Here is a 24784-nt window from a genome sequence, read left to right on the forward strand (position 1 = left end):
CGGGAACGGTTGTCGTTACTTCGTGCCGAGACCGGCGTCGTCGACCGTGTCCTTGCCCTCGGCCTTGAGGACCTTGTTGAGCGGAGTGAGGTCGTAGATGCCCTTCAGGTCGGGCTTGTCCAGCAGGCCCGCCTTGACCGCGTGCTCGGCCTCGGTGTTGAGGGTCGAGGCCAGCGGGTCGTCGAGGAACGCGATGGACTTCCAGGCCGGGTCGACGACGTCGGTGGGCAGCGCCTTGCCCGACAGCTTCTCCAGCGCCGCGTTGGCGGAGGCCTTCGCCTTCTCGGGGTTGGCGTTGATCCACTCGTTCGTCTTCACCGAGCCGCGCAGTACGGCCTCGACGACGTCCGGATGCTCCGTCAGGAACTTCTGCGAGACGATGATGTTCGTGATCACGAACTGCTTGTCGGGCCACAGCGTCGACTCGTCGAGCAGCACCTTGGCGCCCTCGGCGACCAGCTTCGACGCGGTCGGCTCCGGCACCCAGGCGCCGTCGATGGAGCCGGACTTGTAGGCGTCCGGGGTGATCTTGTTGTCGGTGCGGACCACGGAGACGTCGCCCTTGCCGCTCTCGGCGTCCACCTTCCAGCCCTGGTCCGCGATCCAGTTGAGGAACGCGACGTCCTGGGTGTTGCCGAGCTGAGGTGTGGCGATCTTCTTGCCCTTGACGTCGGCCAGGGACTTGATCTTCTTCGGGTTGACGACCAGCTTCACGCCGCCGGAGGCGGAACCACCGATGATCCGCAGGTTCTTGCCGCCCGACTTGGTGTAGCCGTTGATGGAGGGGGAGGGGCCGATCCAGCCGATGTCGATGGACCCGGCGTTCAGCGCCTCGATCTCGGAAGGACCGGCGTTGAAGGTCGACGCCTTGATCGTGGTGCCGCCGAGCTCCTTCTGGAACAGGCCTTCCTGGACGCCGACCAGAGCGGTGCCGTGCGTCAGGTTGGGGAAGTAGCCGATCTTCACTTCGTCGGCGGAGAGCTTCTTGGCGCCTGCCGCAGCAGCCGGGGTCTGCTTGCCGTCGTCGGTCGATGCGGAGCCGTAGCCGCACGCGGTGAGCAGGAGCGGAAGCGTAGCCAGGGCGGCGAGGGTGCGCAGGGTGGTGAGCGGTCTTGCGGCAGACACGGAGGTGTCCTCTCAGAGAAGGAGGGGGCATCAAGGAGGTGCGGAATTGCGTGCTGCGATCTCAGACGGGCCGACAGATGGCGCTGGACGTACGGGCGAAGTCGATGTGACGACGCGAGGTCAGCACGGGCAGCCCTCGGTCTGCGCAGCTGAGCGCTCCCACGGCCACCCCCTGATTCCTAGTTTTCCTACCTGGTTGCTAGGGATCGTGGCAGAACGCGGCACCCACCCCAAGAGGGTAATCACATTATGGACAGAACGATCTCAACATTCGGGATCCATGGCCATTGGTCCAGCGTGTCAACGGTTTTCCCGGACACCCGTCCAGGCGGAACGTCATCGACCTGGTGTGTCCGGTGTGACCGGTGTGCCCGGTGAACGGGTTCCCGACCCTGAAGGGCCGGTCATGCTTCGGACATCCCGGATACCCGGAACTGCTGCATTCCGGCGTGAAATGAAACTAATGTGTCGGGCGATGGCTGGGCCTCACGGCCCGGTCGTAGCACGGTAGTTGGCATCCCGAGGGACTCGTCGTCCCGCGTTGCTGCGGGCAGAAGACGGTGGCCGACGGTCGGGCTTGCCGAGCGGAACCGCACCGACGCCGGGGGAGTGGTCGATCGTGGAGAGTGGGTCACCCCCGCTGAATCTCGTTCCTGCACCACCTGTGTCCCAAAGGCCGGGCAGCAGAGACGTAATACGGCTTTCACAGCCGGGGCTTCCAGGCTTCCCCCGGCGAGCCGAAGAACGTGACGGTTGCGCACGACGTACGAACAGACGCCGGTCCCTCCGCCCATGCCTGCCGGCATAGCCGCCGACTGCCCGCACCGGGGCACGAGGGGGCGGCATGGCTGAGCCGGGATCCGTCATCGGAGACGGCGGACGTGATCGCCGGACAGAGGCTGTGCCGGGCCGGCCCCAGCGGCCGGACGGAACACGCGGCCCCGGCAGCGATTCCCAGGCATTGGCCGAGGCCATCCGTACCCCACTGCGGTCCGGCAGAGCCCATCTCGTCGCGGTCGTCAGCGCGACCGCCGGCACCGGCAAGACCACGACCACCGCCGCCCTGGGTGCCGTCCTCGCGTCCGAGCGGGACGACCGGGTCGTCGCCGTGGATCTCGGCGGCGGTGAGCTGCCCGCCTGTACCGCCGCGCACAGGATCGACGCGCGTGTGCGGGACCTGACCGCCGGCCTCGTCGACGACGGCTTCGACGTCCTGAGGTTCACTCTGCGCACGCCGTGGGGACTGGAGGTTCTCGACACCGACGCCCTCATCACCCCTCCGGGCAGGCCACTCGACGCGGCCGCCTACAGCAGCGTCCTCACCGTTCTCAGCCCGTACGCCATCGTGCTGACCGACTGCGCCACCGGAGTGGAGGGCCTCGCCACCTTCGTCGCGCTGACAAAGGCCGACCAGCGGATATTCGTCAGCGACCTGTCCGAGGCGGGTGTCGCCGCCACCCGCGACGCGCTGGCCGCCTACGGGTACCTCGCCGATCGCAGCCACGTGGTCCTGACCGGAACGCGCGGCAGCGGCCCCATGCTGTCCGTCCGGGAAGCCGTCGAGCGGCTGCGTGAAGCCTGCCGCAGCGTCGTCGTCGTACCGTTCGACGGCCGGCTTGCGGACGGTGCCGGTGAGGGCCTGGCGAGCATGCGGGACGGAACCCGGGAGGCGTACCGCGTCCTGGCGGCGGCTGTCGTCGAGGGCTTCAACCGGACGCGAACGTGGACGCCGGACCCGGGCGCCGGTATGCCGGGCGGAATCCAGGGCCGACCTCCCCAGCCGCAGTCTCACTACGGTGGACCGCAAACGGAAGCCGCCCGGCCGGCCATGGACATGGGCGGAGGCCGTCCGGGCGACGGCTACGAGTCGTACGGGGTGCAGGATCCGTACGGGCACGACGACACGGCGGCGAGCCCCCGGCCGTCCCCTGCCCCCGAGGACGTGCGCGCCCGGCTCACCGCCCTCCAGCAGGGAACAGCCTCGGCGCGCGGCGCCGCCGGCAGTACGTGGGGGCGCGGCGCTGCGGTCAGGCCCGCCGGCTACGACAGGGCCGAATTTCCTGCGTCGGGCGGGTCGGACACGTCCCCGGCCACGCCCATCGAGCCGACGTATCCGGCAGTGCCGCCCGGCGCGACCGGCACCAGCTCTCCGACACCCGCCACGCCGTCGTACGGCGGACAGCAGCAGATGGGCCCGGCGATGGCCGGGCCGACGCAGCCGGACCGTCCGCAGACCACGGCGCCGACGTGGGGCTCCCCGACCGGCCAGGACCACGAACCGGACGCCTACGGGCAGGCATCGTTCAACGGATCCGCCGGCGCGTACTACTCCCTTCAGTCGTACGGCGACGGGACGGGGCCGGACCGAGGTGATGTCGGCCGGCCCGGTCCGCCGACGTCCTTCGGCTTCGGCCGCCACAACGCCGGGTCTCCCCAACCCGGACCGGAAAGGCGGGGTACGACGGGGGCCGGGGCCGAGGACGAGGGCACCTCGCGGACGGCCGGGGGCCTGGGCGGACGACAGAGCGGCCGCCGTGACAGTCCCGCGACGGGCGGGGTCACTGCATCGGGACTGCCCAGACGTGTCCCCAGAACCGAACTGATTCCAGGCGACGCTGCTCCCGGACCAGGAGTCTCACGCGCACCGGAGGATGTACGCGGCCGGCTCGACAATCTACGGCGCCGCGTCGAGCAGCGACGTCAGGCGGGAACGGGACCGAACGAGCAGGATCCGGGCACGGACGACCACGCCTTGGGGGGAGCGAGCCCCGCCCCAGGCGGCATCGGATCGCCGTCGAGACGCCTGCTGGGACGCGGCGCCCTGGTCGGCGACCACCTCGGTTCGTCATACAGCGGTTCGTCACAAGGCGGTTCGTCACAAGGCGGATTGTCACAAGGCGGTGCGTTACTCAGCGGCGGACCGGCTCCCGCGCCGGCCCTGTCGGCACCCTGGATTCGAGCCGAGCCTGCACCCGTCCCGCCCGCGGACGGAATCGACCCACTGGCCGAACCGCACCACCTCATCGCCGAACTGGCGGAGCAAGCCGCTCCGAACCGTGAGGTGCCGCTCCACGTACAGATCGCCCGACGGCCCGGCCAGGACGGGGCCGGCGTCCTCATGCGGCCGTTCCCCCTGCCCGAGAAGGGCGCACGACTGACGATCACCGTCACCGCGCCCGGCCTGCACGCGCCGGGGGACCTCCAGCAGCAACTCGTCGTGTATCCGGGACGGGACTCCGACGTCCTGTACTTCGGCCTGCGCACCCTGCACCCGGGCCTCCACCAGGTGATCGTCCGCGCCTTTCACCACGGCACGTACCTGGGAGCGGTGCACTGCCAGATCTCGGTGACGGAAGGAGGGGTGACCAGGGACGGGCCGCGGCGCCGTGCCCTGCTGCCCGGAATCGCCTTCGCGCCCGGAGAGGTCACCCTGCAGGTGCACCGCAACATCGAGGACGGATCGCTGAGCTTTCAGCTGCTGAGCGAGACCTGCTATCCACCCGAACAGTTCCGTTTCCGGGGCGGCGACCCGCGCCAGGCCGCCGAGCAGATCTACGCCCAGCTGCGCGAGGCCGCCGGCCGGGCCGGACCCGGTTCACGCGCCGACACGGCCGGACTCCGCGGCCGGCTCAAGAATCAAGGCGTCCAGCTGTGGAAGTCGACCGTGCCGGAGGCCGTACAACGACAGTTCTGGGAGCAGGCCGACCACATCACCTCCTTCACCGTCCTCGGCGAGCACGATTTCGTGCCGTGGGAGCTGCTCTACCCGCTCGAGCCGCATCGTGACAACGGCTTCCTCGCCGAGTGGCTGCCCGTCGTACGCCGCGTCTTCCGCCAGGACCGGGTCCACCGGCTCGAACTGCCCGGTGCCGCCTTCGTCATGCCACCGGGGTCACCGCCGGACGCGGAGCTGGAGATCACCGTGCTGCGCAAATGGCTCGGACCAGGAGTGGCGAACGCGGGCGTACTCACCGAGCGTGCCGCCCTCACCTCCCTGATCGAACGCGGCCATGCCGGACTGCTGCACTTCGCCTGCCACAACGCCTTCTCCGGTTCCGGATCCCGGGTGCACATGGCCGACGGCCCGTTCGACCCCATCGACCTCGCGACCGCCGCGCAGACCCGCAGCCTGCGCGCCCACCATCCGCTGGTGTTCTTCAACGCCTGCCGCAGCGCGGGGGAGATCGACTGGTTCGGCTCCAGCCTCGGCTGGGCACCGCAGTTCCTGGAAGCCGGGGCGGGCGCATTCATCGGCACGCTGTGGCCGGTGCGTTCGTACTCGGCCATGCAGTTCGCCAAGGCCTTCTACGACCACCTCCTCGAAGGCGGCCAGTCCCTCGGCCAGGCCTCACTCGCCGCCCGCCAGGCCATCCGCGACCAGCACGGCGACCCGACCTGGCTCGCGTACGCGGTCTACGGCAGTCCGACCGCCACAGCAACCCGCAGCACGACCACCGACGCGAGGTGACGCCCGCACCCGCACCTCGCAGGCAGCCCGTCGACCCCTCGCGATCCCGCGATCCGCACCGACCCACCCGTCCTGAATCGCAGTTGCCACGCTCAACAGCCCCCGCGCGAAGGAGCTCCAGCCCATGTCGGATCCCGTCTTCGTCATCCACGGCGTCGCCAACCGCGACCGTGACGGCTTCACCGCCGCCGTCGAGGCCCTGCAGAACGCGACGGGCGTCGACATGGTGCCGGTGTACTGGGGCGACCTCGGCGCCGAGGACCGCCTCATCACCGCGGCCCTCCCCACACGCGACACCAAGCTCATGTCCCCGATAGGACCCGGCGACATCCTGCGCGACGAGACACCCGACAGCCTTCCCTCCTACCTCTTCCCCGCACAGCCCCTCGTCCTCGATCAACTGCGGATCGTCGATGCCGCGCTGCGCGGTGAACTGGAGGCGGACGAAGGGCCGTTGCGAGCCGACATCGGTCCGGGCACGCCGACTGCCGACGAAGTCATGGACTGTCTCGCCGACGAATGGCCCGACACCCGCTGGCTCAGCCGGACGGACGACGCCGCTCTGCTGGCGGAGACCGGCCGCGCCCTGGCCCGGGTGCTGCTGGACGCGGACCCCGATGCGGACACCTCGTACGGATACGACGGTCTCCGCGGCCCCTCCGGCCCCGGAACGGGACGGTGGCGCGACATGCTCCGCAGGCGGCTGCGCGATCTGGACCGCATCACGGGCGCGGCCATCGGCGCCGCGGCAGGACGTGTCAACCAGGCCGTGCGCACACGCATTCTGCCCGGCACCACCCGGTTCCTCGGCGACGTGCTGGTCTACCAGCGCCACCGCGACGTCATCCACGCCCGGGTCCGGGAGCGGATCGACGAGATCGACCCGGGCCTGGGCCGAGGGCCACAGCGCCCGGTGCGATTGGTCGCCCACAGCCTGGGCGGCGTCATCGCGGTGGACATGGCCACGGCGCGGGAGCCGCTGTGGACCGACCATCTGCTCACCTTCGGTTCCCAGGCGGCCTTCTTCCACGTCTGCGATCCGCGGGGTGGTCAACTCCTGCCCTACGCCGGGCAGTCACCGGTCCGGCTCCCCGCTTCGCTCGGCCGCTGGACCAATCTCTGGGAGCCGATGGACATGCTGGCCTTCGCCGCTTCCCGGGTCTTCCGGCTCGGCGACGGCACCGAACCGGTCGACCGCGCAGTGCCGCACTCCACCAGTTCCGGCCTGTGGACCCACTCCGCCTACTGGGACCTGCCCGCCGTAGCCGTCGCCATCGCGGAGGCCATGGAGGGCGGCTCATCGGCAGCCGACGAGCGGTTGCCCGGAGAGGCCGGCCGGCAGGCGGACCCTGTGTGAACGCGCGTCTCGTGTGCGTGCCACCGATGCTGGTCCGACCACGCTTCCAGGGCTGTCGGCGGTGCCTGCCGAGGTCGGGCAGAATGCCGGACATGGCGACTTGAAGAGCACCGGCCGGGCGGCAGCACTGGCGCAAGGTCGGCGGCGGCTGGTCCGTTGAGGACGGTGAACGCCGGATCTGCGCCGCATGCGCGACGCCCGTCCGCTCGTACCAGTACCGCTGCTATCCGCCCGAGTCCGACATGTTCGAGCGCTGCATCGGGTTCGCCTGGTGCTCGACGTGCCGGATCTACTCCGGAAACACGGTTCACATCCCGCGGAAGCGAGTTCTGGCCGATGCTCTCGCATCCCTGCCCCCCGAGGAACGCGAGCGGTTGGTACGTTCGGAGACGCAACTGATCGAATTCCTGGACCGCCGGCTCCGAAGTGCAGAAGGGCAGTCCTGACCGGGCAGACGGATGGCTCCGCTCTCGCCGACGTGCCTTCTGCCTCGCCCGGACGGTCTCGGCATCGCCCTGTTTCTAGCGGGAGGCGTCGTCCTGCGGTCTCGGTGTGTCGGGCGCGCGTCGGGTCCGGTTCCAGAGGCGGAGTTTGTCGGGGTTGAGGACGACCCAGACCTGGACCACGTGGGGGCCGGCGATGTCGAGGCAGATCACGGCCGCGACCTGGTCCTCGTAGCGCACGATGAGCCCCGTCCGGCCGTTGACGGAGTGAGAGCCCATCGTCATGGACGGGTGCCGGGCGAGCAGAGTGAGCAGACCGCGGGCCACCCGCAGACGGCCGTGGACCGGTCGGGCCAGGGCCCGCACCTTCCCGCCGCCGTCGAAGAAGGCGGTGACGTCGACTGCCAGCAGCGACGCCAGCCGGATGCTGTCCCCGTCGGCACACGCCTGACCGACCGCGCGGACGACGAGGTCGTGCTGCCGGGTCGTCGTGGCCCGCGCCCGTCGGGCACGCAGGCTGTGCCGAGCACGCTCGGCGAGCTCGGCGCACTCCCGTTCGGCACGCCCCACGACGTCGGCGACTGTTCCGGGCGCCATACCGAACACGTCGTTGAGGACGAAGGCTGCCCTCTCGGCCGGGGACAGGGCGTCCAGCGCGTCGAGGAGGACCTGGCTCACCTCCTCCTCGAGGGAGCCGTCGCGCTGACCGGACCGGACGCCTCTCGCCCGCAGGTCGGCGCTCCGGCGCTCGGGCAGCTCCAGGCGGGCCAGGCAGATGGCTCCTGCGGTTCTCGCGAGCCAGGACCGGGGATCGGCGATCCGCCCCCTGTCCGGCTCGGGAAGCGCGTACCACCGTCGGTAGGTCTCGGCGACGACGCTCTCGGCTTCGTGGCCCCTGCCCAGCATCCAGCGGGCGACATCCAGCAGGTGTTGTCGCTCGTCGAACAGCTCCGCAATCGGTATCGCGTCACCAGCCTGATCCATTCCGATTCCTCCCTCGCGCGGAGAGTTCCGGAAACCGAGACGGGTCCGAGGCGCCTCGGCTTCCCCATCGGTGCTCTTGACAGAGCTGACCGGACAGGCGGCGATCGTGTGACACCTCACTCACCGCGCTGGTGGCGCGTCCGCCGGGCACGCGCACGGCGGAGGCTTCGCAGAGCCGGTTACGCTGCGATGTCCGTCCGTGCCGTAGCAGTGTGTGACCGCCACGGCGCGGACGGGTGGTGAGGGTCATCCCTCCGGCGGCAGGCCTGCGACAGCAGAAGGCCGACAGGCTCCGCCGTGCGCCTGCACGCGCAGGGTCAGCCGAACATGCCGACCTGGTAGTCACCCGCCGGCTGGCGGTTGATGACGTTGATGCGGTTGTAGGCGTTGATGAGTGCGATCAGCGAGATCAGCGCGGCCAGTTGGTCCTCGTCGTAGAACTTGGCCGCGTTGGCCCATGCCTCGTCTGTCACGCCGGTCGAGCTGTCCGCGAGGCGCGTGCCCTGTTCGGCCAGTTCCAGTGCCGCGCGCTCGGCATCGGTGAAGACCGTGGCCTCGCGCCACGCGGCCACCAGGTTCAGGCGCAGCTGCGTCTCTCCGGCTGCCGCGGCTTCCTTGGTGTGCATGTCGGTGCAGAAGCCGCAGCCGTTGATCTGGCTGGCGCGGATCTTCACCAGTTCCTCGGTGGCGGCCGGCAGGGCCCCAGCCAGCGCCGCGGCGGCCGAGTTGAAGTGCCGCATGACCTTGCCCGCGAGGGCGTTGCCGAAGTAGTTGATGCGTGCGTCCATGATGGAATCTCCTCACACGGTGAATGGGTTTCGGCTTACTGACCGAGCACCCCGGCGGTCTGTGACACCGAGACCGCCACTTGTTCACAGCCGAGATCATCGAGAGTGTGGATACGGTCGGTCGTCCCCGAAGCCGCGACCCCGTCCGTAGCGGACCTGGCAAGCGCACCGTCAGCGGACGGTCCAAGGGTGACCACCACCATGGCAGTCGAGAGCGTTCCGCACCCCAGCCTGGTTGTGCCGGCCGGACACGTCGAGCCGGTGCCGCGCCGCATCCGGGGCCTGATCGGCGGCGTTGTTGCCTTCGGCACACGCCGCGCCCTGTACGTGCTGCCGACTCCGTACGACTCAACGGCGTGACCGTCGAACAGCGGCTACGGCCGACAGCGCGGACTTCATGTCGGCATGCCATGTCACACACGGGCTCTCGGCTCGGTCTCATGAGGTGAAAGCCCCAGCCCCGCCTATGCCGAAAGAGCATGCCGTGAGTGACGTCGTTCCATCGGCAGTTCGCTGCCCGCGGACGGTGAGCACGTTCACGGGACCCTGGCAGCGGCACGTTCGACTTCGGAGCTGATGATGGACACGGACAACCGGACGGCGGCCCGCGGCCTGATCGACATCAAGGCGTATCTGTACCGGCAGGCCCACCTCGGCGCAGCCCGTCGGCGCCTGGCCGAATTCACCGTGCGGGCCGCGGACTTCAGCCCTGGCCACAAGCGTGATCCGGAGCGGTGCCACCTCGACGAGCGGCGGGACGTGGCGCGTACGGTCACCGATCACATCATCGACGGCATCGGAGCAGCGGAGCAGATGCAGCGCATCCGATCCGGACGGTGGCTGCGCGGCACGCTGATGGCCATGGAACTGATCAGCGTCGTTCTGTTCGTGGGTGCGGCTCTGGTCGTGTCCCTTGCGGTCTGACCAGCGGAAACAGCCCCTGAACAGGCTGCCTGGCGGGTCGGGCGCGGTGATGGGGCGGTGCGGAGCGGACGCCCACCGTGTCCCAGTGTCTTCGCCACTGCCGGGACGGAGTCACACCTCCGTCGATCATTCGGTCCCACGCGCACGAGACCGAGACCGAGACCGTATTCAAGCGAATCGCAGGAGGTGCTCCATGGACTGGCGTGAGCGGGCGCTGTGCCGCTACGAGGATCCTGAACTCTTCTTCCCGATCGGCACCCTGGACACAGGGCTGGCGCTGCTTCAGACGGACGAGGCGAAGGACGTCTGCCACCGATGCCCCGTGATGCAGCGTTGTCTGGACTGGGCGCTCGAGATCGGCCCGGTGGACGGCATCTGGGGCGCCACCACGGAAGCGGAACGCCGTGTCCTGCGACGACGCGTGGCACCGACGTCCGGAACCGGGGCGATACCCATGGGACAAGCGCCGTTCGTCGGCGCCGATCAGGCAGTCTCCTCGCAGGTCCGGACATCACGAGCTGTCACGACATGACGAACCGGCTGGGTCTGAGCGACCCAGTCGGCACCGTTCGATGTCCGGTCGGGCGCGTGCAGGGGCTATTCGACGAGTTTTCCGTCGGTCGACACGTCCTCCATCAGGGAGGCGATCTCGTCCGGGATCTCGGAGATGCTTTCGCGGGTGATTCCGGTCCGGGGGGACCACACGAGGTTGACCCGCAACGCGGGGTCCATCTCCGGGTGGTCGCTGCGGTTGTGGCACCCGCGCGTCTCCCGGCGCTCCAGGGCCGCTTCCAGGGTGGCTCTGGCCGCCAGCGCCGCCGACTTGAGATCGAAGGCGTGCGCGAGGTCCTGGAAGCCGGCGATGTCGGGGTGCACTCCTATGTCGTCCATCCGCTTCTCGATCGCCTCCAGGGCCGCCAGCCCGGTGCGCAGGCCCTTCTCGTCACGGACGACACCGGCGTACTCGGTCATGATGTCGCGGATGGCGCGCTGTAGCGCGCGCACGTTCTCGGGTCCGTCCGCGGCGAGCAGGTCATCGACCTCCGCCCGAGCCTCGGCGACCGCGGAGGACGAGCGCGGCTGCGCGGTGAGCGACTCGGAGTAGGCGGCTGCTGCCTGTCCCGTGAGGCGGCCGTAGACCAGCAGTTCGATGAGGCTGTTGCCGCCGAGGCGGTTGGCGCCGTGCAGGCCGCTGGCCGCCTCCCCGATGGCGTACAGGCCGCGTACGTCCGTGCTGTGGTCCTCCGGTCGCACCCACACCCCGCCCATCGAGTAGTGCGCGGTGGGCGCGACCTCGATCGGCTCCCGGGTGATGTCCAGCATCTGCAGGTCGAGCAGGGTCTGATAGACCCGGGGGAGCCGTTGCATGATCGTCTGCCGGGGGAGGTGCGACACGTCCAGCCACACTCCGCCGTTCGCCGTGCCGCGGCCCTCCTTGATCTCCGTGTAGGAGGCCAGAGCGACCCGGTCCCGGGTGGACAGTTCCATCCGCGCCGCGTCGTAGCGGCTCATGTACCTCTCGCCCAGGGCGTTGCGCAGGACGCCGCCTTCTCCTCGGGCGGCCTCGCTGACGAGCGTGCCCGCGGCGTTCTCGGGCTCGATGATGCCCGACGGGTGGAACTGGACGAGCTCGGGGTCGCGCAGCCGGGCTCCGGCCTCCACGGCCAGCCGGAAGGAGTCGCCGGTGTTCTCGTCCCGGCGGGAAGAGGTGCGTCGCCAGATCCGCGTGTGGCCGCCGGCGGCGAGGATGACGGCGTCGGCGTGGACGAGGTAGCGGGTGCCGTTGGCCAGGTCGAAGCCGTAGGCGCCGAAGACGGCGCCGTCATGGGTCAGGAGCCTGGTGATGTAGACACTGTCGAGCACGGGGATGTTCAGCTGGGTCGCGCGCCGGATGAGCGTGCGCTGGATCTCCAGGCCGGTGTAGTCACCGGCGAAGGCGGTGCGGCGGAACTTGTGTGCGCCGAAGAAGCGCTGGGAGATGCGGCCGTCCTCTTCCCGGGCGAACGCCATGCCGTAGCGCTCCAGGTCGTCGATGCCGCGGGCGGCGCCCTGGGTGACGATCTGCGCGGTGCGGGGGTCGCCGAGCAGGTAGCTCTCCTTGAGGGTGTCGGCCGCGTGCTGCTGCCAACTGTCCTCGGAGTCCATCGTGGCCAGAGCGGCGTTGATCCCGCCGGCGGCGAGCGAGGTGTGGGTGTCCTCCTTGGGGCGCTTGCCCACGGCGATGACGTCGACGCCGGCTTCCGCCAGCTCGATCGCGGCACGCAGGCCCGAGCCGCCGGTGCCGATCACCAGCACCATGGTGGAAAGACGTTGTTCGATGGCAACCACGACTGCTCCGATCACTTGGGTGGGTCACTGGATAGGACCGGAGTGGGCGCCGGCCTGTGACACCGGCACGTGAAGGTGAGTGCGGCGCGTGCGTGTCATCGCCGGGTCCGCGCGGGCGGGGGCGCGGGCGCACCGGACGCGGCGAAGTGGGACGGTGAGCAGGCACGGTCACGACGAGTGTCACGTCGTGCCGACGCGGGTTCACACGGTCTCGCCCGCCGACTCGCACCTGCCCGGACGCGCGTAGCATGGCTGACGGACAGGCCAGAAGGGACGATTCCAATGTGCGCTGGCGCCCCATCCGACACCGACGACCGGGCGACTCAGGAGTTCCTCGCGGTACGTCCGCAACTCTTCGGCATCGCCTATCGCGTACTCGGCAGCAGTGCTGAGGCCGAGGACGTCGTGCAGGATGCGTGGCTTCGTTGGCAGAACACCGACCGCACGACGGTCCGTGAGCCCGCCGCGTTCCTGACCGCGGTCGCCACCCGCCTGGCGATCAATGTCGCGCAGTCCGCGCGAGTGCGCCGCGAGTCCTACGTCGGACCCTGGCTTCCCGAGCCGGTGGACACCAGCCAGGACCCCCAGCTGGGTGCCGAGCGCGCCGAAGCCGTGGAAATGGCGGTCCTGCTGCTTCTGGAGAAGCTGAACCCGGTCGAGCGTGCCGCCTACGTGCTGCGAGAGGCGTTCGACTACCCCTACTCGCGCATCGCCGACATCCTGGAGACCAGTGACGCCAACGGCCGTCAGCTGGTGAGCCGCGCTCGGCGGCATCTTGCCGCCGAGCGCAAGGAGAGCGTCAGCCAGACCGATCACCGACGTCTGCTGGAGGTCTTCCTCTCCGCGGCGCGCACGGGTGACATGGCGGTTCTGGAAAACGTCCTGACGGCCGACGTCATCAGCTACGCGGACGGTGGCGGCATCCGCGGCGCGTCCAAGATCCCGGTCGTGGGCCGCACACACGTCTCCCGCTACCTTGCGGCCTTCGCGCCCCGCTTCTGGCCGCAGGCGGATGTCCGTTGGGTGGAGGCCAACGGGCGACCGGCGGTGCTGGTCGAAGCCGGTGGGGACGAGGTCGCCCTGCTGTGCCTGGACGTCTCCTCGCAGGGCATCGAGCGGATCATGTGGGTGATGAACCCGGCCAAGCTCGGGCCCTACGTCGCGTCGCTGACGGCAGCTTGACCGGTTGCCGCAGGGTCGTATCGACGCGTCCCCAACCGATCGGCGGTCGCCCGCTCGGCGTCACTCTTTCAGCGGTTGCGCCGGTATTTCCTGCCGCACTCCATCAGCGGTCGGCGTCCGACGGGACCGTTCCCCTCACGTCGGGTGATGCCGAGCCCGAGGGGTGCGCCGTGCCGCCGGCTCGTCGGACTTCTGCGGGGCTGTCCATCGGGAGCGGCCGTTCCGTCCCTTGATGCCGGCCTGTCGCATGAGCAGTTCCACTGTCCCGCGGCTGACGCTGACGCCGTAGAGCTGCTGTAGCTCCTGATGAATGCGACGGGAGCCGTATGCGGCGTTGGACGACCGGTGGACGGCGAGGATGAGTTCGGTCAGCCAGGCGTGGCGTTGCAGTCGGCTTGAGGGGGCACGTCGGCGCCAGGCGTAGTACCCGGATTCGGAGACGCGCAGGAGCACAGACGTCGACCGGACCGAGTACCCTTCTGCCGCCATCACCTGGACGGCCTCGAATCGCCTTTTGGGGGCACCACATCGTTCAGCAGCTCTGTCAGACGCCGATGGGCGCGGAGTTCGCGCTCCAGCTCCGCGATGCGTGCTCGGGCGGCACTCAGTTCCACCGAGAGCGCTTGCCCGCCCACCAGTTGATGCCCAGTCAGGTGCGCATAGGATTGGCGCCAGCGGTACACGGTGGGTCTGCTGAGGTGCAGTTCAGCTGCGACGTCTTTGACGGACCGTCCCTCGGCCAGCAGGTCCAGGGCTCGGTTGTGCAGTGAAGAGGGATGCTGTCTGGGCATGTTCCTTCTGATTTCAGGCCCGGGGAAAAGCTGACGGCCCGGCTCGGGTGGACCGGCCCGACGACGTGTTCGGGGTGCGTGAGACTGCCCGGCCGGAGTCGGTGACCGACCCCGATCTCCTGACCGCCTCGTTCTCTCAACGGACGTGACGGTGCACGGTGACTGTGGGTTGGAAGCGGCCCAGCGGGTCCACGGCGTTGCCGTGAGAGGCGGAGGCGGCTTCACGGTCGAGAATGGCCCTGCCCTCGTTCGCCGACTCGTCGGCCCGCTTCTTGCCGCTGGAAATCGCGGATTCGATGTCCTCGTCGCGGCCATCTCGCGGTGGACACGAACTGCTGATGCGGCATCGGCATGCGTGGTGCGTGCCCAGGCCGGCGCAGCGGTGGAAGAGGGAGCGGTGCCACCACGGGGTGATCAAGAGGGACACACCTGCCGGAAGGGCCATGCCCATGGCCGCGCGAAGCCGGGTGCTGCCTTCAGTGGCGCGCACCGCGCCACGGGCCAGGCGGCCGGCAAGCCGTACGGTCAGGTAGGCCGCGCCACCATGGAGCAGATGAGCACGAGGCTTTCGATGACACCGACCAGCTCTGTGGCGATCCGCCCGTCACTGAAGGCCGAAATGGTCCCCGGGAGCTGTTCGACCAGGGAACGCGGACTGGTGGAGACCATTCGGGGCAGGTTCCACAGGGCGTAGCCGGTCTCCGCCGGCAGCAGGGGGCACGGGGCGACCCATACGAAGACCACGATCCGGGCGGAGCGCTTGAGGTCTGTCACGTCCCGGTGCACCGGGCGCCCCGGCAGGATGCTCAACAGGATGGGCTCGGCCATCCCGGAGCCAGGCAGCCGGCCGCCAGTGCAAGCGGCGGTGACACTCCTCGTGAACAGCTGCGTCAAGATCACGTAGTCGATGACCGGTAATTACGGGGCAGTCCTTGATGGAACGGTACGCCGTCGGATGTCACCGATCGCTGTGTTCAGGATCTTCGAGGTTGTCCGGTCCCCGGTCCGGCACATAACAGCGGCCCATGGGCTGCATTCTCAGATCTCACCCGAGGCTCCACGTCGGACCGGATGAGGCGAGGCCATTCAGATCGGGCCTGACAGTCTTGTGCCGCGGTGAAACACGGGAAGATCGCCGGATTGCGGTGAGTGGAGCAGTCCTGGCAATCTCCGGAAGGCGACCTGAACCAGTGCCCGCATTCTCGCGAGGAAATCCGTCGACCGTGACGAAGGGCTATGCGGTTTACCGGGCTTCGCGAGTTCGGAGCGGAATGAAAGCGAAAGCCCTCTGTTCGTATCGAGCGATGAGTCTATCGCGGCCGCACGGTGACAGCTCTATTGTCCGATCGTGCGGCGTGTCGTCCGTGCGGTTCGGCCCGGCGGGCGGGCGGGTGGTGGTCCGGGAATTGCGCTGCGACGACATCGGGGCACTGCCCGCCGCGACATCCTGCACGGCGGCGGGCAGTGCCAGAGTCGATGCCCCTGACTACCGGCGCCACTTGGGTACGCAGACCCAGTGGTTGCGGTGGTGCCCCCAGTCACGCTGGTAGACCCAGTAGCATCCGCGGCCGTGGTCGCGGTATCCGTCCCAGTCCCAGCCACGGCCCCGGTCGTCCCAGCCACGGCCCCGGTCGTCCCAGCCACGGCCCCGGTCGTCCCAGCCGCGACCCCGGTCGTCCCAGCCGCGACCCCGGTCGTCCCAGCCGCGACCCCGGTCGTGGTCGCCACCGTGGTTCCGGTGCCCGTCGTGGTCACGCGGCTCCAGGAGAGAGCTCGCATGGACGGGCGAAGCCTTGAGGGTGGGAGCCGGAGCGGCTGCCGCCGTACCTGCAAGCGGCAGAATGACAGCCCCGACCGTCAGAACTGTGGCAGTCAAGGTTCCAGTCAAACGCTTCACTGATTTGATCCTCCTTGAATTCCCGGGCAATCTCTGCCCGGAAACCGACAGTACCCGCAACTCTTGGACCGGTAATGCAAGCAAGCGGCGTCGTGTCCGGTGGGTCGGTGTCGTCCCAAGGATTCAAGCAGCAGGTCGGAGGGCGCGGACCAGCGGTCCGTGGTTTTCATTTCGTTCCGGAAAGGGTTCGGCAAGAACACTCGACCGGCGGATGAGCCGCGCGAGTCGAATGAAGAGGGCCCTCGAAGGATCGGCAGCGCACCTTTTCAAGATCTTGTTACTTGATTTGGATGTAAGGTGCCATGCCTTTCGGGGAGGCAGGCTGTCCGCTTTCGTTGCGTCTGCCAGGACACATGTCGAGAAGATCCCTTCATGGTCCGATCGAAATGCCTTGATTTTCGTGGAGAGGGTTTTCGGGTTCCTTTCTCGTATCCCCTCTCCGAGTCGCATCGAGGAGGTGTCCGAGTCCATGCAGGCGCATGGTCGGCGAGGCCGCGGCGTCTGAAGACCCGTCAGCGGGGCGTACGGTCCCGCAGTGCCGGGGCGTCGGCGGCGGACGACGCCTGCCGGTCGGGAACCGGCTCACGCGTGGCCTCGTTCGGCTCAGTTGTCGAGGTCCTGTGGATACCAGCGGAGTTCGATTCCGTTGCCGTCCGGGTCCTGGATGTAGACCGACGTGGCCGTGCCGCGTGCGCCGAACCGTGGCACGGGTCCTTCGAGAACCGTGCAGGGCGCCGATGCGATGAACTCGTCCCAGTCCAGAGGATCGACGGTGAGACAGATGTGGTCGACGTTGGCCGAACCCCGGGGGCCGGCGACGAGGTCGATGATGGTCTCGGGGGTGATTCTGACCGACGGGAAAGGCGCCTTTGCCTGTCGCCACTCGTCGACGCGCACCGGCTCCAGGCCCAGGAGACCGATGTAGAACTGCAGGGAGCGCTCGACGTCGGCGACGTTGAGGACCAGGTGGTCGAACGCCTTGACCCGCAGGGAGGGCACTCGCGGTGCCTCGCGATGGGTCTGGGCGGCGCGGTCGTGGCCCTGCGGGGACGAGTGAGTTCCGGACGGACCGGCGGTGGCGTTCGACTTGATCACAGTTCTTCCCTCGACGATGAGTGGGTGGGCTGGTCCCAGGATCCGCCGCACGGAATGCGCCATCAAGGCACCATTGCCATACGATCGTTGAGCCTGGCTCAACGAAATGAGGGTGACGTGCTGGAGCGTGTGGAGATCGAGACCTTCCTGGCTCTTGCCGAAGAGCTCCACTTCGGCCGTACCGCGGAACGCCTCGGTCTGACGACCGGCCGGGTGAGTCAGGTGATCAGGAAATTGGAGCGGCACATCGGCGGTGCCTTGTTCGCGCGGACCAGCCGCACCGTTCGACTCACGCCGGTCGGCGAGCAGTTGGCCGGCGATCTGGCACCTCTCGTCGGCGCGATGGAGGCCGCACTCCGCAGAGCAGCCGACGCGAGCCGGGGTGTCACGGGCGAACTCCGGGTGGCCTTTCTCGGAGAGGGGACGGCCCCCGCACTGCTCAAGGTGGTCGCGCTGTTCGGCGAACGGCATCCCGACTGCCGGGTCGAGGTCCGGGAAGTGCAGCTGTCCAACTCCCGCGCGAGCCTGGTCGATGGTTCGGTCGACGTCCTCATCGCCTCGTATCCCTTCGACGGGATGGTCTGCGGTCCTGCACTGATCACAGAGAAGCGGGTGCTCGCGGTCGCTTCCGGGCATCCCCTCGCCGGTGAGCCTTCGCTCTCGGTCGAGGTGCTCGCAGACCATCCCGTAGTTCAGTATCCGGACGTCACATCGGCAGGTTTCAAACGGGACCGCACCCCGGACCACACCCCGTCGGGCCGCCCGATCCCGAAAGGACCGGCCGGAGCCTCGTTCTCCGAGATGCTCACCCTCGTCGCGATGGGCAGAGGAGTCCTTCCGGTCGGCGAGCATTCCCGCCTCTACTACCCGCGTCCGGACGTCACCTACGTGCCCCTCCACGATGCACCCCCGATCGAACGCGGCCCGGTCTGGCGGGCGGGTAACACGGCCACGCGCATCGAGGAGTTCGTACGGGCTGCGGCGGACACGGCGAAGACGTGAGTTTTCCCGACCCCGGACCGTGAGGTTTCCCGACCCCGGACAATGGCCCGGCCGGCAGAACTCCTCGAAGACCTTCCCCGACTCACCTACGGGAACATCGCGATGCGCCCCTCCAACTGACCGTTGACGGCGTGGTCTTCGGACTGATCCCCGAACGTCACGAAGAAGACGAAGAGGACGAAGGCCGAGCCGAGCCCTACCCCGACCGCCTCGGGTCCAGCAAATGCGCCAATTCCCGGACATGACCCTCGTAGGGCGGCAATGATGCCTTTCGCCGCTGGTGGGCTGACAGGAGCCCGTTCGGAGAGGAAGTGGTCAGTGGGGGGCAGTGTGCGGGTCGCGGCGCTGGAGGCGAGCGATCCGCGGCAGGTGGGCCGGTACCGGATCGTGGGCCGCCTGGGCGCCGGCGGCATGGGCCGGGTCTACCTCGGCCGATCACCGGGCGGCCGCCCGGTGGCCGTGAAAGTGGTGCGCCCGGAACTGGCGGAAGAGCCCGGCTTTGCGAAGAGATTCGCCCGTGAGGTGAGCGCGGCACGCCGGGTGAACGGGTTCTTCACCGCGGCGGTGGTGGACGCCGACCCGCAGGGGAATCCGGCGTGGCTGGCGACCGCGTACATGCCGGTGGGGGCGTAGAACACGCCCAGGGTATCGACCGGGCGGCCTTGAGCAGATCGGGGAATCCTGTGCGCGTCGAACTCCAGCCCGGTCGGACGGGCGCGCCCGATTGGTGCGGATCCTCACCTCGGTCTGCAGGCCGGGATCGCACTCTGTCACCTGCGCCGGGTCCCCTCGGGCGGGAGCGGGTCAGGCTGCAGGCCGTGGATCGCTTCGAACGTGATGGGTGCCCCTACCTCCTTCGTCGAGGAATCGTGATGACGACGGGCATGACGGATGAGCATCAGGCAGCCCGACCGCGCGGCGGCCGAGCGGACCGCCACGCTCGCCGCGGACCTGGCCCCCGGCCAGTCCGATGGAGTGGAGGCCGAGATCGATGTCACCTGGCACGACTCCCTCACTCCCGTCGACTGCGGCGAAAACCTGGAACGGATCGGCTGCCCGCACTGCGGTGCCTCGATCGACACCGACTGGTACGCCGACCTGCTGGAAAGCCACTGTGAGGACGGCTTCGCCACCTTGGCCGTTGAAGTGCCGTGCTGCGGCGCCGCCACGTCGCTCGACGTGTTGGACTACGACTGGCCGTGCGGCTTCGCCCGCTTCGAGATCGCCATCTGGAACCCCGGACGTGACTGGTTCGGCGACGAGGAACTGGCCACTATCGGCGACACGCTCGGGCACCCGGTGAAGCAGATCAGGGCCCACATCTGACTCAGGTCCCAGCAGGAACCAAGTGCAGCCGTCCAGCCCGACATCACTGCTCTTCGTGGACCCGTCAGGACCCCGCTGGAAATTCCCTGCCGAGTCGTTCCCCGTCGCGTACGCTGTGAGTATCGACGCGGGGTGGAGCAGCTCGGTAGCTCGCTGGGCTCATAACCCAGAGGTCGCTGGTTCAAATCCGGCTCCCGCTACGACAGTTCGGCCCCCTCGACATGATCGAGGGGGCCGATCGCATGTACGGGTTCGGCCGGCGAGCTCCGCGACTGCGCGGTCCGGTGTGTCGGTGCTGTCCGCGTCGTCGTGCACCTTCGTCCGGCCTGCCGCCGTTCCAGTGCGACTGCCGGACGCGGTCGGTGTAGCAGCACCGAGCCCAGCGCAGTGAGCGTGACTCCCGTGGGTGAGCGCCTGGACAGCAAGGCGCCGGATCGGCCTCCAACTGCTTGATCGCCGGGCTCAGCGGTGGCTGGCTGATGTGCAGTCGGGTGGCGGCCAGGCCGAAGTGGAGTCCCTCGGCGACCGCCACGAAGTAGCGCAAGGTCCGCGGCTCTACGCTGCAACGATACCGAGGAGGTATCGACGTCGCGGGATGGGTCTTGGACACCGACAGGTTCCTGGCGGTGCACTCGTGACCATGACCGAAGACGCGAAGACCAGCAAGGCGCAGGCCGATCCCGCCGTATCGGTGGTGGGCCCGGGCGACGGCGAGACGATCATTCTGGGCACCACGCGCATGCGCGTTCTGGAGGACGGCAGCCGCACCGGGCACCGCCTGGCGATCGCCGAGTCCGTCCTCGCCCCGCACACCCAGGGACCACCGCAGCATCGCCACGCCCGACACGACGAGGGCTTCTACATCCTCTCCGGCACAGTGCGCTTCACCGTCGGCAACGAGGACTACGACGCCACCACGGGCGCGCTCGTCATGGTCCCGCCCGGTACCCCTCACACCTTCGCCAACCCGACAGACCAGCCCGCCGTCATGCTCAGCACCTTCACCCCCGACCTGTACGTCCAGTACTTCCGAGACCTTCAGCAGGCGCTCGCCGACGGCCGGCCCCTGACGACCCAGGCCAACATCGACGCGATGAGCCGCTACGCGACCGAGCCCGCCACCGACCTCGACTGACCGACCGTTTCGCAATGAACTCTGGAACCGACGGGGGCACATGATGCCAACTGCCGGTTGCTGCAGCCCCAGAGGGAGGCCGACTCTGTCTTCGTAGCGGGTGCGTAGTCGCGTTGACGATCTGCCGGTCCGGCACACGAGGTCGTCAGGTGACTGCCCGCGGTATCAGCACTGCGCCTAACTCCTTCTCCTGGTTGCTGAGTTCATGACGGGCGCATCACCCCACTGTGATCCGCCATCGGATGATCTTTGAAGACGGACCCTGAGTGGGGTGTGGCCGGCTCTGCCGAACCGCGCCATGATGCGTGGACGGATTCGGACCGGGCTGATCTGTGCAAGCGGTCACAGGAGGCAGATCATGGATGAGCGGTTCGCGGTGGTGGCAAGCGCGGGGTCTTTTTTGAAGGAGGACGGCGACGAAGTCCGGCTACCGCACAGGTGGACGCCCGGCGGCGTCGGGGTGCGGTCGGCGTTCACCGGTGGCCACGTGCTGAACCTGGCGGTAGCGGCGTGCGTGCTCAACGACCTTTATCGCGAGGCCGAGGTCGGCGGGGTGGAACTGCGGGGTGTCAGGGTGCGGGCGCAGGGCGGCTTCGACACCTCCGGATGGAAGTCGACCGGCATCTCCTACGCCGTCGAGGTCGACAGCGACGCGCCGCAGGCGCTTATCGCGGCACTGATCGAAGCCGTCGACGAGGTCGCCGAGATCCCCCGCGCCCTGCGCCAGGGTGCCGCGGTCACCCGCTTGTCGGGCTGAGAGGCAAGATGAGCTCCGCGTGGCAGTGCGCAGGCCTGTCCGACTCGGCGTCAGGTTGATCGTGCTGAGAGAGTGCTACGGCCCGGCCCGGCCCGGACCCGGGCGGTATGCCGGCCCACCCTCCCCGTCGCCTGAATCCGTAGCTGCTTTTGCCCTCCCTCAGCGCTAGGCGCTCAGGCCGCTGGCGTGACGATGGTCGTGCACGGTGCCCGCGGTGTGCGTGCCGTCTCTACCAGTTCGTCGTGTTCCGTGTTCCGTGCGGGGGGTCCGCGTCGGCGGTCTCGGCGTCGGTGTCCCGCAGGGTGCGCCGGACTGGCGCGGTGCTGGTTCGCGTCCTGAACCGCCTCCAGGGCGACCAGCCACACCAGGTCGGAGGCCAGGACGGTCGGGGCCGTCACCGCCAGGCGCCGTGTCCGCGCGCCTACTTGGCGCTTCCCGAGAGCACTCCGTGCAGGAAGACCTCCACCAGCTCCTGCGGGGTCAGGTCGGGCTCGGCTTCCGTGTGCAACTGGGTGAAGAGCAACCCGAAGAAGAGGGCCGCGATCTGCTCCGGCGGCCTGCGCAGGGTGGCCCTGTCGGGCTCCAGCAACTCCGCGAGGGCCGCGCGGACACGGGCCGTCGATTCGTTGCGGCCCGCGCCGCGCACCGGACCGGGATGCTTGCCGCCGCGATGCCCCAGTGAGCCGAGGATGGCGCCCATCCTGGACATGTGGGCCTGCAGCGCTTCGGCCGCCTCCACGAGCCGGTCGGGCAGCGGCAGGGATACATCGATGGCGTCGAGCTCGCGGACCGCGTGCTCGGGGGAGAGTGCCTCGGCTACGCAGGCCTGGAGCAGCTCGTCCTTGTCGGCGAAGACCCGGAAGATCGTGCCCTCGCCGATGCCCGCGGCGCGGGCGATCTTCGCGGTCGTCACCGTCGCGCCGTACTCGGCGATCAGCGGGATCGCGGTCTGGATGATCATTTCGCGGCGCCGCTCCGGCGACATGCCGGGGGAGCGGCGGCGGGGAGTCTGGTTCTCCTGAGGCGTCGTCATGACTACGAGAGTACGGAGTGAGTCCTCACTCCGTCAATGAGTGAGGACTCACTCCGCACAAATTGGTTGCCCGAGCCTGATGGTCGGCGCAGCTGCGAGGACGTCTGCGCCCCGGGTGGCGGGGCCCCTGTCGCCTGGACGGTGACCGGCCACTTGCTGTGAGGTGCTGCCGCGGCCGGCCCCGCGGGTCAGCCCCAGTCGTGATCGCGCACTTCGGGTTCCTCAGTCAGCCCGACGGCACGCTGCACGCCTACGGTGCCGCCACCGGCAGGGCACGGGGCGAGGCGAACCTGCCGGCGCAGGAGGAGCGGGTGCTGGCACCCGGCGGCGCGATCCTGCTCACCGCTCTGCACGATCGTGCCGCCTGCTGCTGCCTGCTGCACTTCGACTTCCACCACGCCCAGTTCACTCTCGGCGCTCAGAGATGACATGTGCCCTGCCGTCCCGGACCGCCATGGCTGTACGACCCGTTGACGGCGGTCGCTATCGGATGTCCGCAGGTCCGCGCTCCTCGTCGCGGCTCGCGGCGGTCCAGGTGATGGCCGGGGGCACGACCCGGGCGCACAGGGGATTGCCACGTGCGTCTGTCAGGCCGAGGCGTGCGATGAGCAGGCCGCTTTGAGCGGCGGCATCGAGCGTGTCGGCGGGGATGGCGTCGAGCATGAGCTTGGCCCGGCGGAACATTGTGAAGGTGCCCGTGTCGTCGACGGTGCCCCACGACAGGTAGATGAACCGGCCTCCCGGACGGCCCTGCACGTACGGGCCTTTGATGTCGGTGCCGGTCGGTGAGCCGATCGTGGTGCACTCCAAGGTCCAGCTCGCCCGGGAGGCATTGCCCGGCTGGAGCGCGAGGAGTTCGGTCGGACGATCGCGGCGCTGCACCCCGACGTGGATGTTGCTGTACGTCTGGTCGCTGCCCTGAGCCGGGGCGCAGTCGAGGCCGGGCAGTTCGCTGGCCTCGATGAGGATGAGCACGCCGGTCATCGTCCTCGCCCTGCGGAGGGCTCCGCCCGGTGCAGCGGGTCCTCGAAGACGGACCGTCCCTGATCCTCGGCCCGGACCGGTTCGACGATGGCGCCGGCGTCCGCCGTGTCCAGCGCCCGCTGCAGGTCGGCGACGCTGGGCGCACCCTCGGCCCGACCGTCCGGCCCCCGGTACAGGCGGCACGACAAGGACGCCGGTGCGCCCGGCACCGCAAAGGGATCCACACCGTCGATCAGCACCGTGGGGGACCCGGTCATGCCGAAGCGTTCGGCTTGACCGGCATCACGGACCTCGACCAGCGTCACCTCGGCGCCGCGGCCCTCCAGTGCGCGTGCGAGGCGCTCTCCGATCACGGGTGCGTTGAGGCAGTCGGGCACGGTCAACACGGTGATCCGCATGATCTCGTCCTTCCAGCTCATAAGCGCTCCTCCTGACCGTAGACCTTCCGGCGCACTGGAAGGTCAAGGCTGCGGGGGCTGGTTGCTCCGCTGCAGCGCAAGAGCGGCTGGATTCTGGCCGAGGAAGCCGGTCGCGACGGTCCCGACCGCATCCCGCTGATGCTGAACCGGATCGAGTGGGACGCGGCAGAAGTGGAAGCGCCTATCCAGCGGCGCAGGCGCCCACGGCCAACGGATCTACCACTGGGCGCGCGTCGAGGTCAGGCCTCACCACCGCGGGGACCCCGGCACAGGGTGATCGGCCGCCGAAGGGTCGACAGAGCCGAGGAGATCTCCTACTGCATCGCCCACTGCCCCGACGGCACCACACTCCACGAGTTCGTCCGGATCGCCGGCAGCCGGAGGGCGGTCGAGGAGTGCTTCCAGAGCGCGAAGCAGGAACGCGGCCTGGACGACTACCAGGTCCGCCGCTACCCCGGCCGGCACCGTCAGATGACCCTCGCCATGGCCGCCCACGCCTGCCTGACCGTCCTGCGCGCCCGCCAGCTGGACGCCGACAAAGCAGAAACGGATCCTCCCGGCTCATCCACCTTAGCCTCGCCGAGATCCGACGACTGATCGCCCGCCTCACCGACCGACAGCCGCCCCCCCATCGACCACATCGTGCACTGGTCCACTTGGCGTCGACAGCGCCAACACCAGGCACGCATCAGTCACTACCCCGCCCCGGCTTGAGCTCGCAGTGGTCACCGGTGACCACTGCGAGC

22 protein-coding genes, 1 tRNA gene and 5 pseudogenes are annotated in these 24784 nt (G+C 69.0%); 14 read left to right on the forward strand and 14 right to left on the reverse strand.

What is annotated here, in order from left to right; genetic code table 11:
* Window positions 1-15 precede the first annotated feature (15 nt).
* Both ABT085_RS12295 and ABT085_RS12300 read right to left on the reverse strand, forming a co-directional pair.
* Complete coding sequence (locus ABT085_RS12295; RefSeq protein ID WP_351605179.1) at window positions 16-1125, reverse strand: aliphatic sulfonate ABC transporter substrate-binding protein; 1110 nt, start codon at window positions 1123-1125, stop codon at window positions 16-18.
* Between the two features lie 61 nt (window positions 1126-1186).
* Window positions 1187-1294 (reverse strand): putative leader peptide, encoded by a 108-nt coding sequence (locus ABT085_RS12300; RefSeq protein ID WP_351605182.1) that lies wholly within the window; start codon window positions 1292-1294, stop codon window positions 1187-1189.
* A gap of 792 nt (window positions 1295-2086) precedes the next feature.
* Between ABT085_RS12300 and ABT085_RS12305 the strand changes: the two genes are divergently transcribed.
* Together ABT085_RS12305 and ABT085_RS12310 are read left to right on the forward strand one after the other, a co-directional pair.
* Window positions 2087-5593, forward strand: a complete 3507-nt coding sequence (locus tag ABT085_RS12305) for a CHAT domain-containing protein (RefSeq protein ID WP_351605185.1) — start codon at window positions 2087-2089, stop codon at window positions 5591-5593.
* Window positions 5594-5717: 124 nt separating this feature from the next.
* On the forward strand, window positions 5718-6950 hold the full coding sequence (locus ABT085_RS12310; protein WP_351605188.1) for a hypothetical protein: 1233 nt from the start codon (window positions 5718-5720) through the stop codon (window positions 6948-6950).
* Between the two features lie 521 nt (window positions 6951-7471).
* Here ABT085_RS12310 and ABT085_RS12315 read toward each other — a convergent pair.
* Both ABT085_RS12315 and ABT085_RS12320 read right to left on the reverse strand, forming a co-directional pair.
* Window positions 7472-8377 (reverse strand): sigma factor, encoded by a 906-nt coding sequence (locus ABT085_RS12315; protein ID WP_351605190.1) that lies wholly within the window; start codon window positions 8375-8377, stop codon window positions 7472-7474.
* A gap of 317 nt (window positions 8378-8694) precedes the next feature.
* On the reverse strand, window positions 8695-9165 hold the full coding sequence (locus ABT085_RS12320; RefSeq protein ID WP_351605193.1) for a carboxymuconolactone decarboxylase family protein: 471 nt from the start codon (window positions 9163-9165) through the stop codon (window positions 8695-8697).
* A gap of 201 nt (window positions 9166-9366) precedes the next feature.
* Between ABT085_RS12320 and ABT085_RS12325 the strand changes: the two are divergent.
* The 3 genes and pseudogenes from ABT085_RS12325 to ABT085_RS12335 all read left to right on the forward strand — a co-directional run.
* A pseudogene (locus tag ABT085_RS12325) lies at window positions 9367-9495 on the forward strand (DUF427 domain-containing protein); the annotation flags it as partial.
* Window positions 9496-9741: 246 nt separating this feature from the next.
* On the forward strand, window positions 9742-10089 hold the full coding sequence (locus ABT085_RS12330; RefSeq protein WP_351605196.1) for a hypothetical protein: 348 nt from the start codon (window positions 9742-9744) through the stop codon (window positions 10087-10089).
* Window positions 10090-10282: 193 nt separating this feature from the next.
* A pseudogene (locus ABT085_RS12335) lies at window positions 10283-10516 on the forward strand (WhiB family transcriptional regulator); the annotation flags it as partial.
* Between the two features lie 170 nt (window positions 10517-10686).
* Here the strand turns inward: ABT085_RS12335 and ABT085_RS12340 are convergent.
* The gene (locus tag ABT085_RS12340) at window positions 10687-12387 is read right to left on the reverse strand and encodes an L-aspartate oxidase (RefSeq protein ID WP_351605240.1); all 1701 of its coding nucleotides are present in this window, start codon (window positions 12385-12387) and stop codon (window positions 10687-10689) included.
* 312 nt (window positions 12388-12699) lie between these two features.
* Here ABT085_RS12340 and ABT085_RS12345 point away from each other — a divergent pair, with 312 nt between their 5' ends.
* Complete coding sequence (locus ABT085_RS12345) at window positions 12700-13599, forward strand: RNA polymerase sigma-70 factor (protein ID WP_351605199.1); 900 nt, start codon at window positions 12700-12702, stop codon at window positions 13597-13599.
* A 135-nt stretch (window positions 13600-13734) separates the two neighbouring features.
* On the opposite strand, the gene ABT085_RS12350 is transcribed toward ABT085_RS12345, so the two are convergent.
* From ABT085_RS12350 to ABT085_RS12370, 5 genes are all read right to left on the reverse strand, one after another.
* Window positions 13735-14088, reverse strand: coding sequence for an IS3 family transposase (locus ABT085_RS12350; RefSeq protein ID WP_351605201.1), 354 nt, complete (start codon window positions 14086-14088; stop codon window positions 13735-13737).
* Entirely contained in the window at window positions 14088-14705 is a 618-nt protein-coding gene (locus ABT085_RS12355) for a helix-turn-helix domain-containing protein (RefSeq protein WP_351605203.1), read from the reverse strand. The genes ABT085_RS12350 and ABT085_RS12355 overlap by 1 nt, the downstream gene beginning before the upstream one ends.
* Window positions 14706-14915: 210 nt before the next feature.
* Complete coding sequence (locus ABT085_RS12360; RefSeq protein ID WP_351605206.1) at window positions 14916-15218, reverse strand: hypothetical protein; 303 nt, start codon at window positions 15216-15218, stop codon at window positions 14916-14918.
* Window positions 15219-15876: 658 nt separating this feature from the next.
* On the reverse strand, window positions 15877-16266 hold the full coding sequence (locus ABT085_RS12365) for a hypothetical protein (RefSeq protein ID WP_351605208.1): 390 nt from the start codon (window positions 16264-16266) through the stop codon (window positions 15877-15879).
* A 624-nt stretch (window positions 16267-16890) separates the two neighbouring features.
* A complete protein-coding gene (locus ABT085_RS12370) occupies window positions 16891-17277 on the reverse strand; it encodes a VOC family protein (RefSeq protein ID WP_351605242.1) in 387 nt (128 codons plus the stop codon).
* Between the two features lie 222 nt (window positions 17278-17499).
* Between ABT085_RS12370 and ABT085_RS12375 the strand changes: the two genes are divergently transcribed.
* The 4 genes and pseudogenes from ABT085_RS12375 (at window position 17500) to ABT085_RS12390 (ending at window position 19910) form a co-directional block, all read left to right on the forward strand.
* Window positions 17500-18384, forward strand: coding sequence for a LysR family transcriptional regulator (locus tag ABT085_RS12375; RefSeq protein WP_351605210.1), 885 nt, complete (start codon window positions 17500-17502; stop codon window positions 18382-18384).
* Between the two features lie 369 nt (window positions 18385-18753).
* A pseudogene (locus ABT085_RS12380) lies at window positions 18754-19005 on the forward strand (serine/threonine-protein kinase); the annotation flags it as partial.
* Window positions 19006-19275: 270 nt separating this feature from the next.
* Window positions 19276-19710 (forward strand): hypothetical protein, encoded by a 435-nt coding sequence (locus ABT085_RS12385; RefSeq protein ID WP_351605212.1) that lies wholly within the window; start codon window positions 19276-19278, stop codon window positions 19708-19710.
* A 126-nt stretch (window positions 19711-19836) separates the two neighbouring features.
* Window positions 19837-19910: transfer RNA gene (locus ABT085_RS12390), tRNA-Met, on the forward strand.
* Window positions 19911-20063: 153 nt separating this feature from the next.
* Here ABT085_RS12390 and ABT085_RS12395 read toward each other — a convergent pair.
* Window positions 20064-20293, reverse strand: a pseudogene (locus tag ABT085_RS12395) (LysR family transcriptional regulator); the annotation flags it as partial.
* A gap of 57 nt (window positions 20294-20350) precedes the next feature.
* Here ABT085_RS12395 and ABT085_RS12400 point away from each other — a divergent pair.
* Both ABT085_RS12400 and ABT085_RS12405 read left to right on the forward strand, forming a co-directional pair.
* Window positions 20351-20845 (forward strand): cupin domain-containing protein, encoded by a 495-nt coding sequence (locus tag ABT085_RS12400; protein ID WP_351605215.1) that lies wholly within the window; start codon window positions 20351-20353, stop codon window positions 20843-20845.
* A 358-nt stretch (window positions 20846-21203) separates the two neighbouring features.
* Window positions 21204-21602: an OsmC family protein gene (locus ABT085_RS12405; RefSeq protein ID WP_351605218.1), complete on the forward strand. Its 399-nt coding sequence runs from the start codon at window positions 21204-21206 to the stop codon at window positions 21600-21602.
* A 421-nt stretch (window positions 21603-22023) separates the two neighbouring features.
* On the opposite strand, the gene ABT085_RS12410 is transcribed toward ABT085_RS12405, so the two are convergent.
* Complete coding sequence (locus tag ABT085_RS12410) at window positions 22024-22635, reverse strand: TetR/AcrR family transcriptional regulator (protein ID WP_351605221.1); 612 nt, start codon at window positions 22633-22635, stop codon at window positions 22024-22026.
* 200 nt (window positions 22636-22835) lie between these two features.
* Between ABT085_RS12410 and ABT085_RS12415 the strand changes: the two genes are divergently transcribed.
* Entirely contained in the window at window positions 22836-23063 is a 228-nt protein-coding gene (locus tag ABT085_RS12415; protein ID WP_351605223.1) for a hypothetical protein, read from the forward strand.
* A gap of 55 nt (window positions 23064-23118) precedes the next feature.
* On the opposite strand, the gene ABT085_RS12420 is transcribed toward ABT085_RS12415, so the two are convergent.
* The gene (locus ABT085_RS12420; protein ID WP_351605226.1) at window positions 23119-23619 is read right to left on the reverse strand and encodes a DUF5990 family protein; all 501 of its coding nucleotides are present in this window, start codon (window positions 23617-23619) and stop codon (window positions 23119-23121) included.
* Window positions 23616-24038, reverse strand: coding sequence for a hypothetical protein (locus tag ABT085_RS12425; RefSeq protein WP_351605229.1), 423 nt, complete (start codon window positions 24036-24038; stop codon window positions 23616-23618). Before ABT085_RS12425 ends, ABT085_RS12420 begins: the two co-directional genes overlap by 4 nt.
* Before the next feature lie 163 nt (window positions 24039-24201).
* Here ABT085_RS12425 and ABT085_RS12430 point away from each other — a divergent pair.
* Window positions 24202-24635 (forward strand): annotated as a pseudogene (locus ABT085_RS12430) (IS701 family transposase); the annotation flags it as partial.
* Window positions 24636-24784 lie beyond the last annotated feature (149 nt).

Source organism: Streptomyces sp. NPDC002265 (genome assembly GCF_040296125.1).
GTDB lineage: Bacteria > Actinomycetota > Actinomycetes > Streptomycetales > Streptomycetaceae > Streptomyces.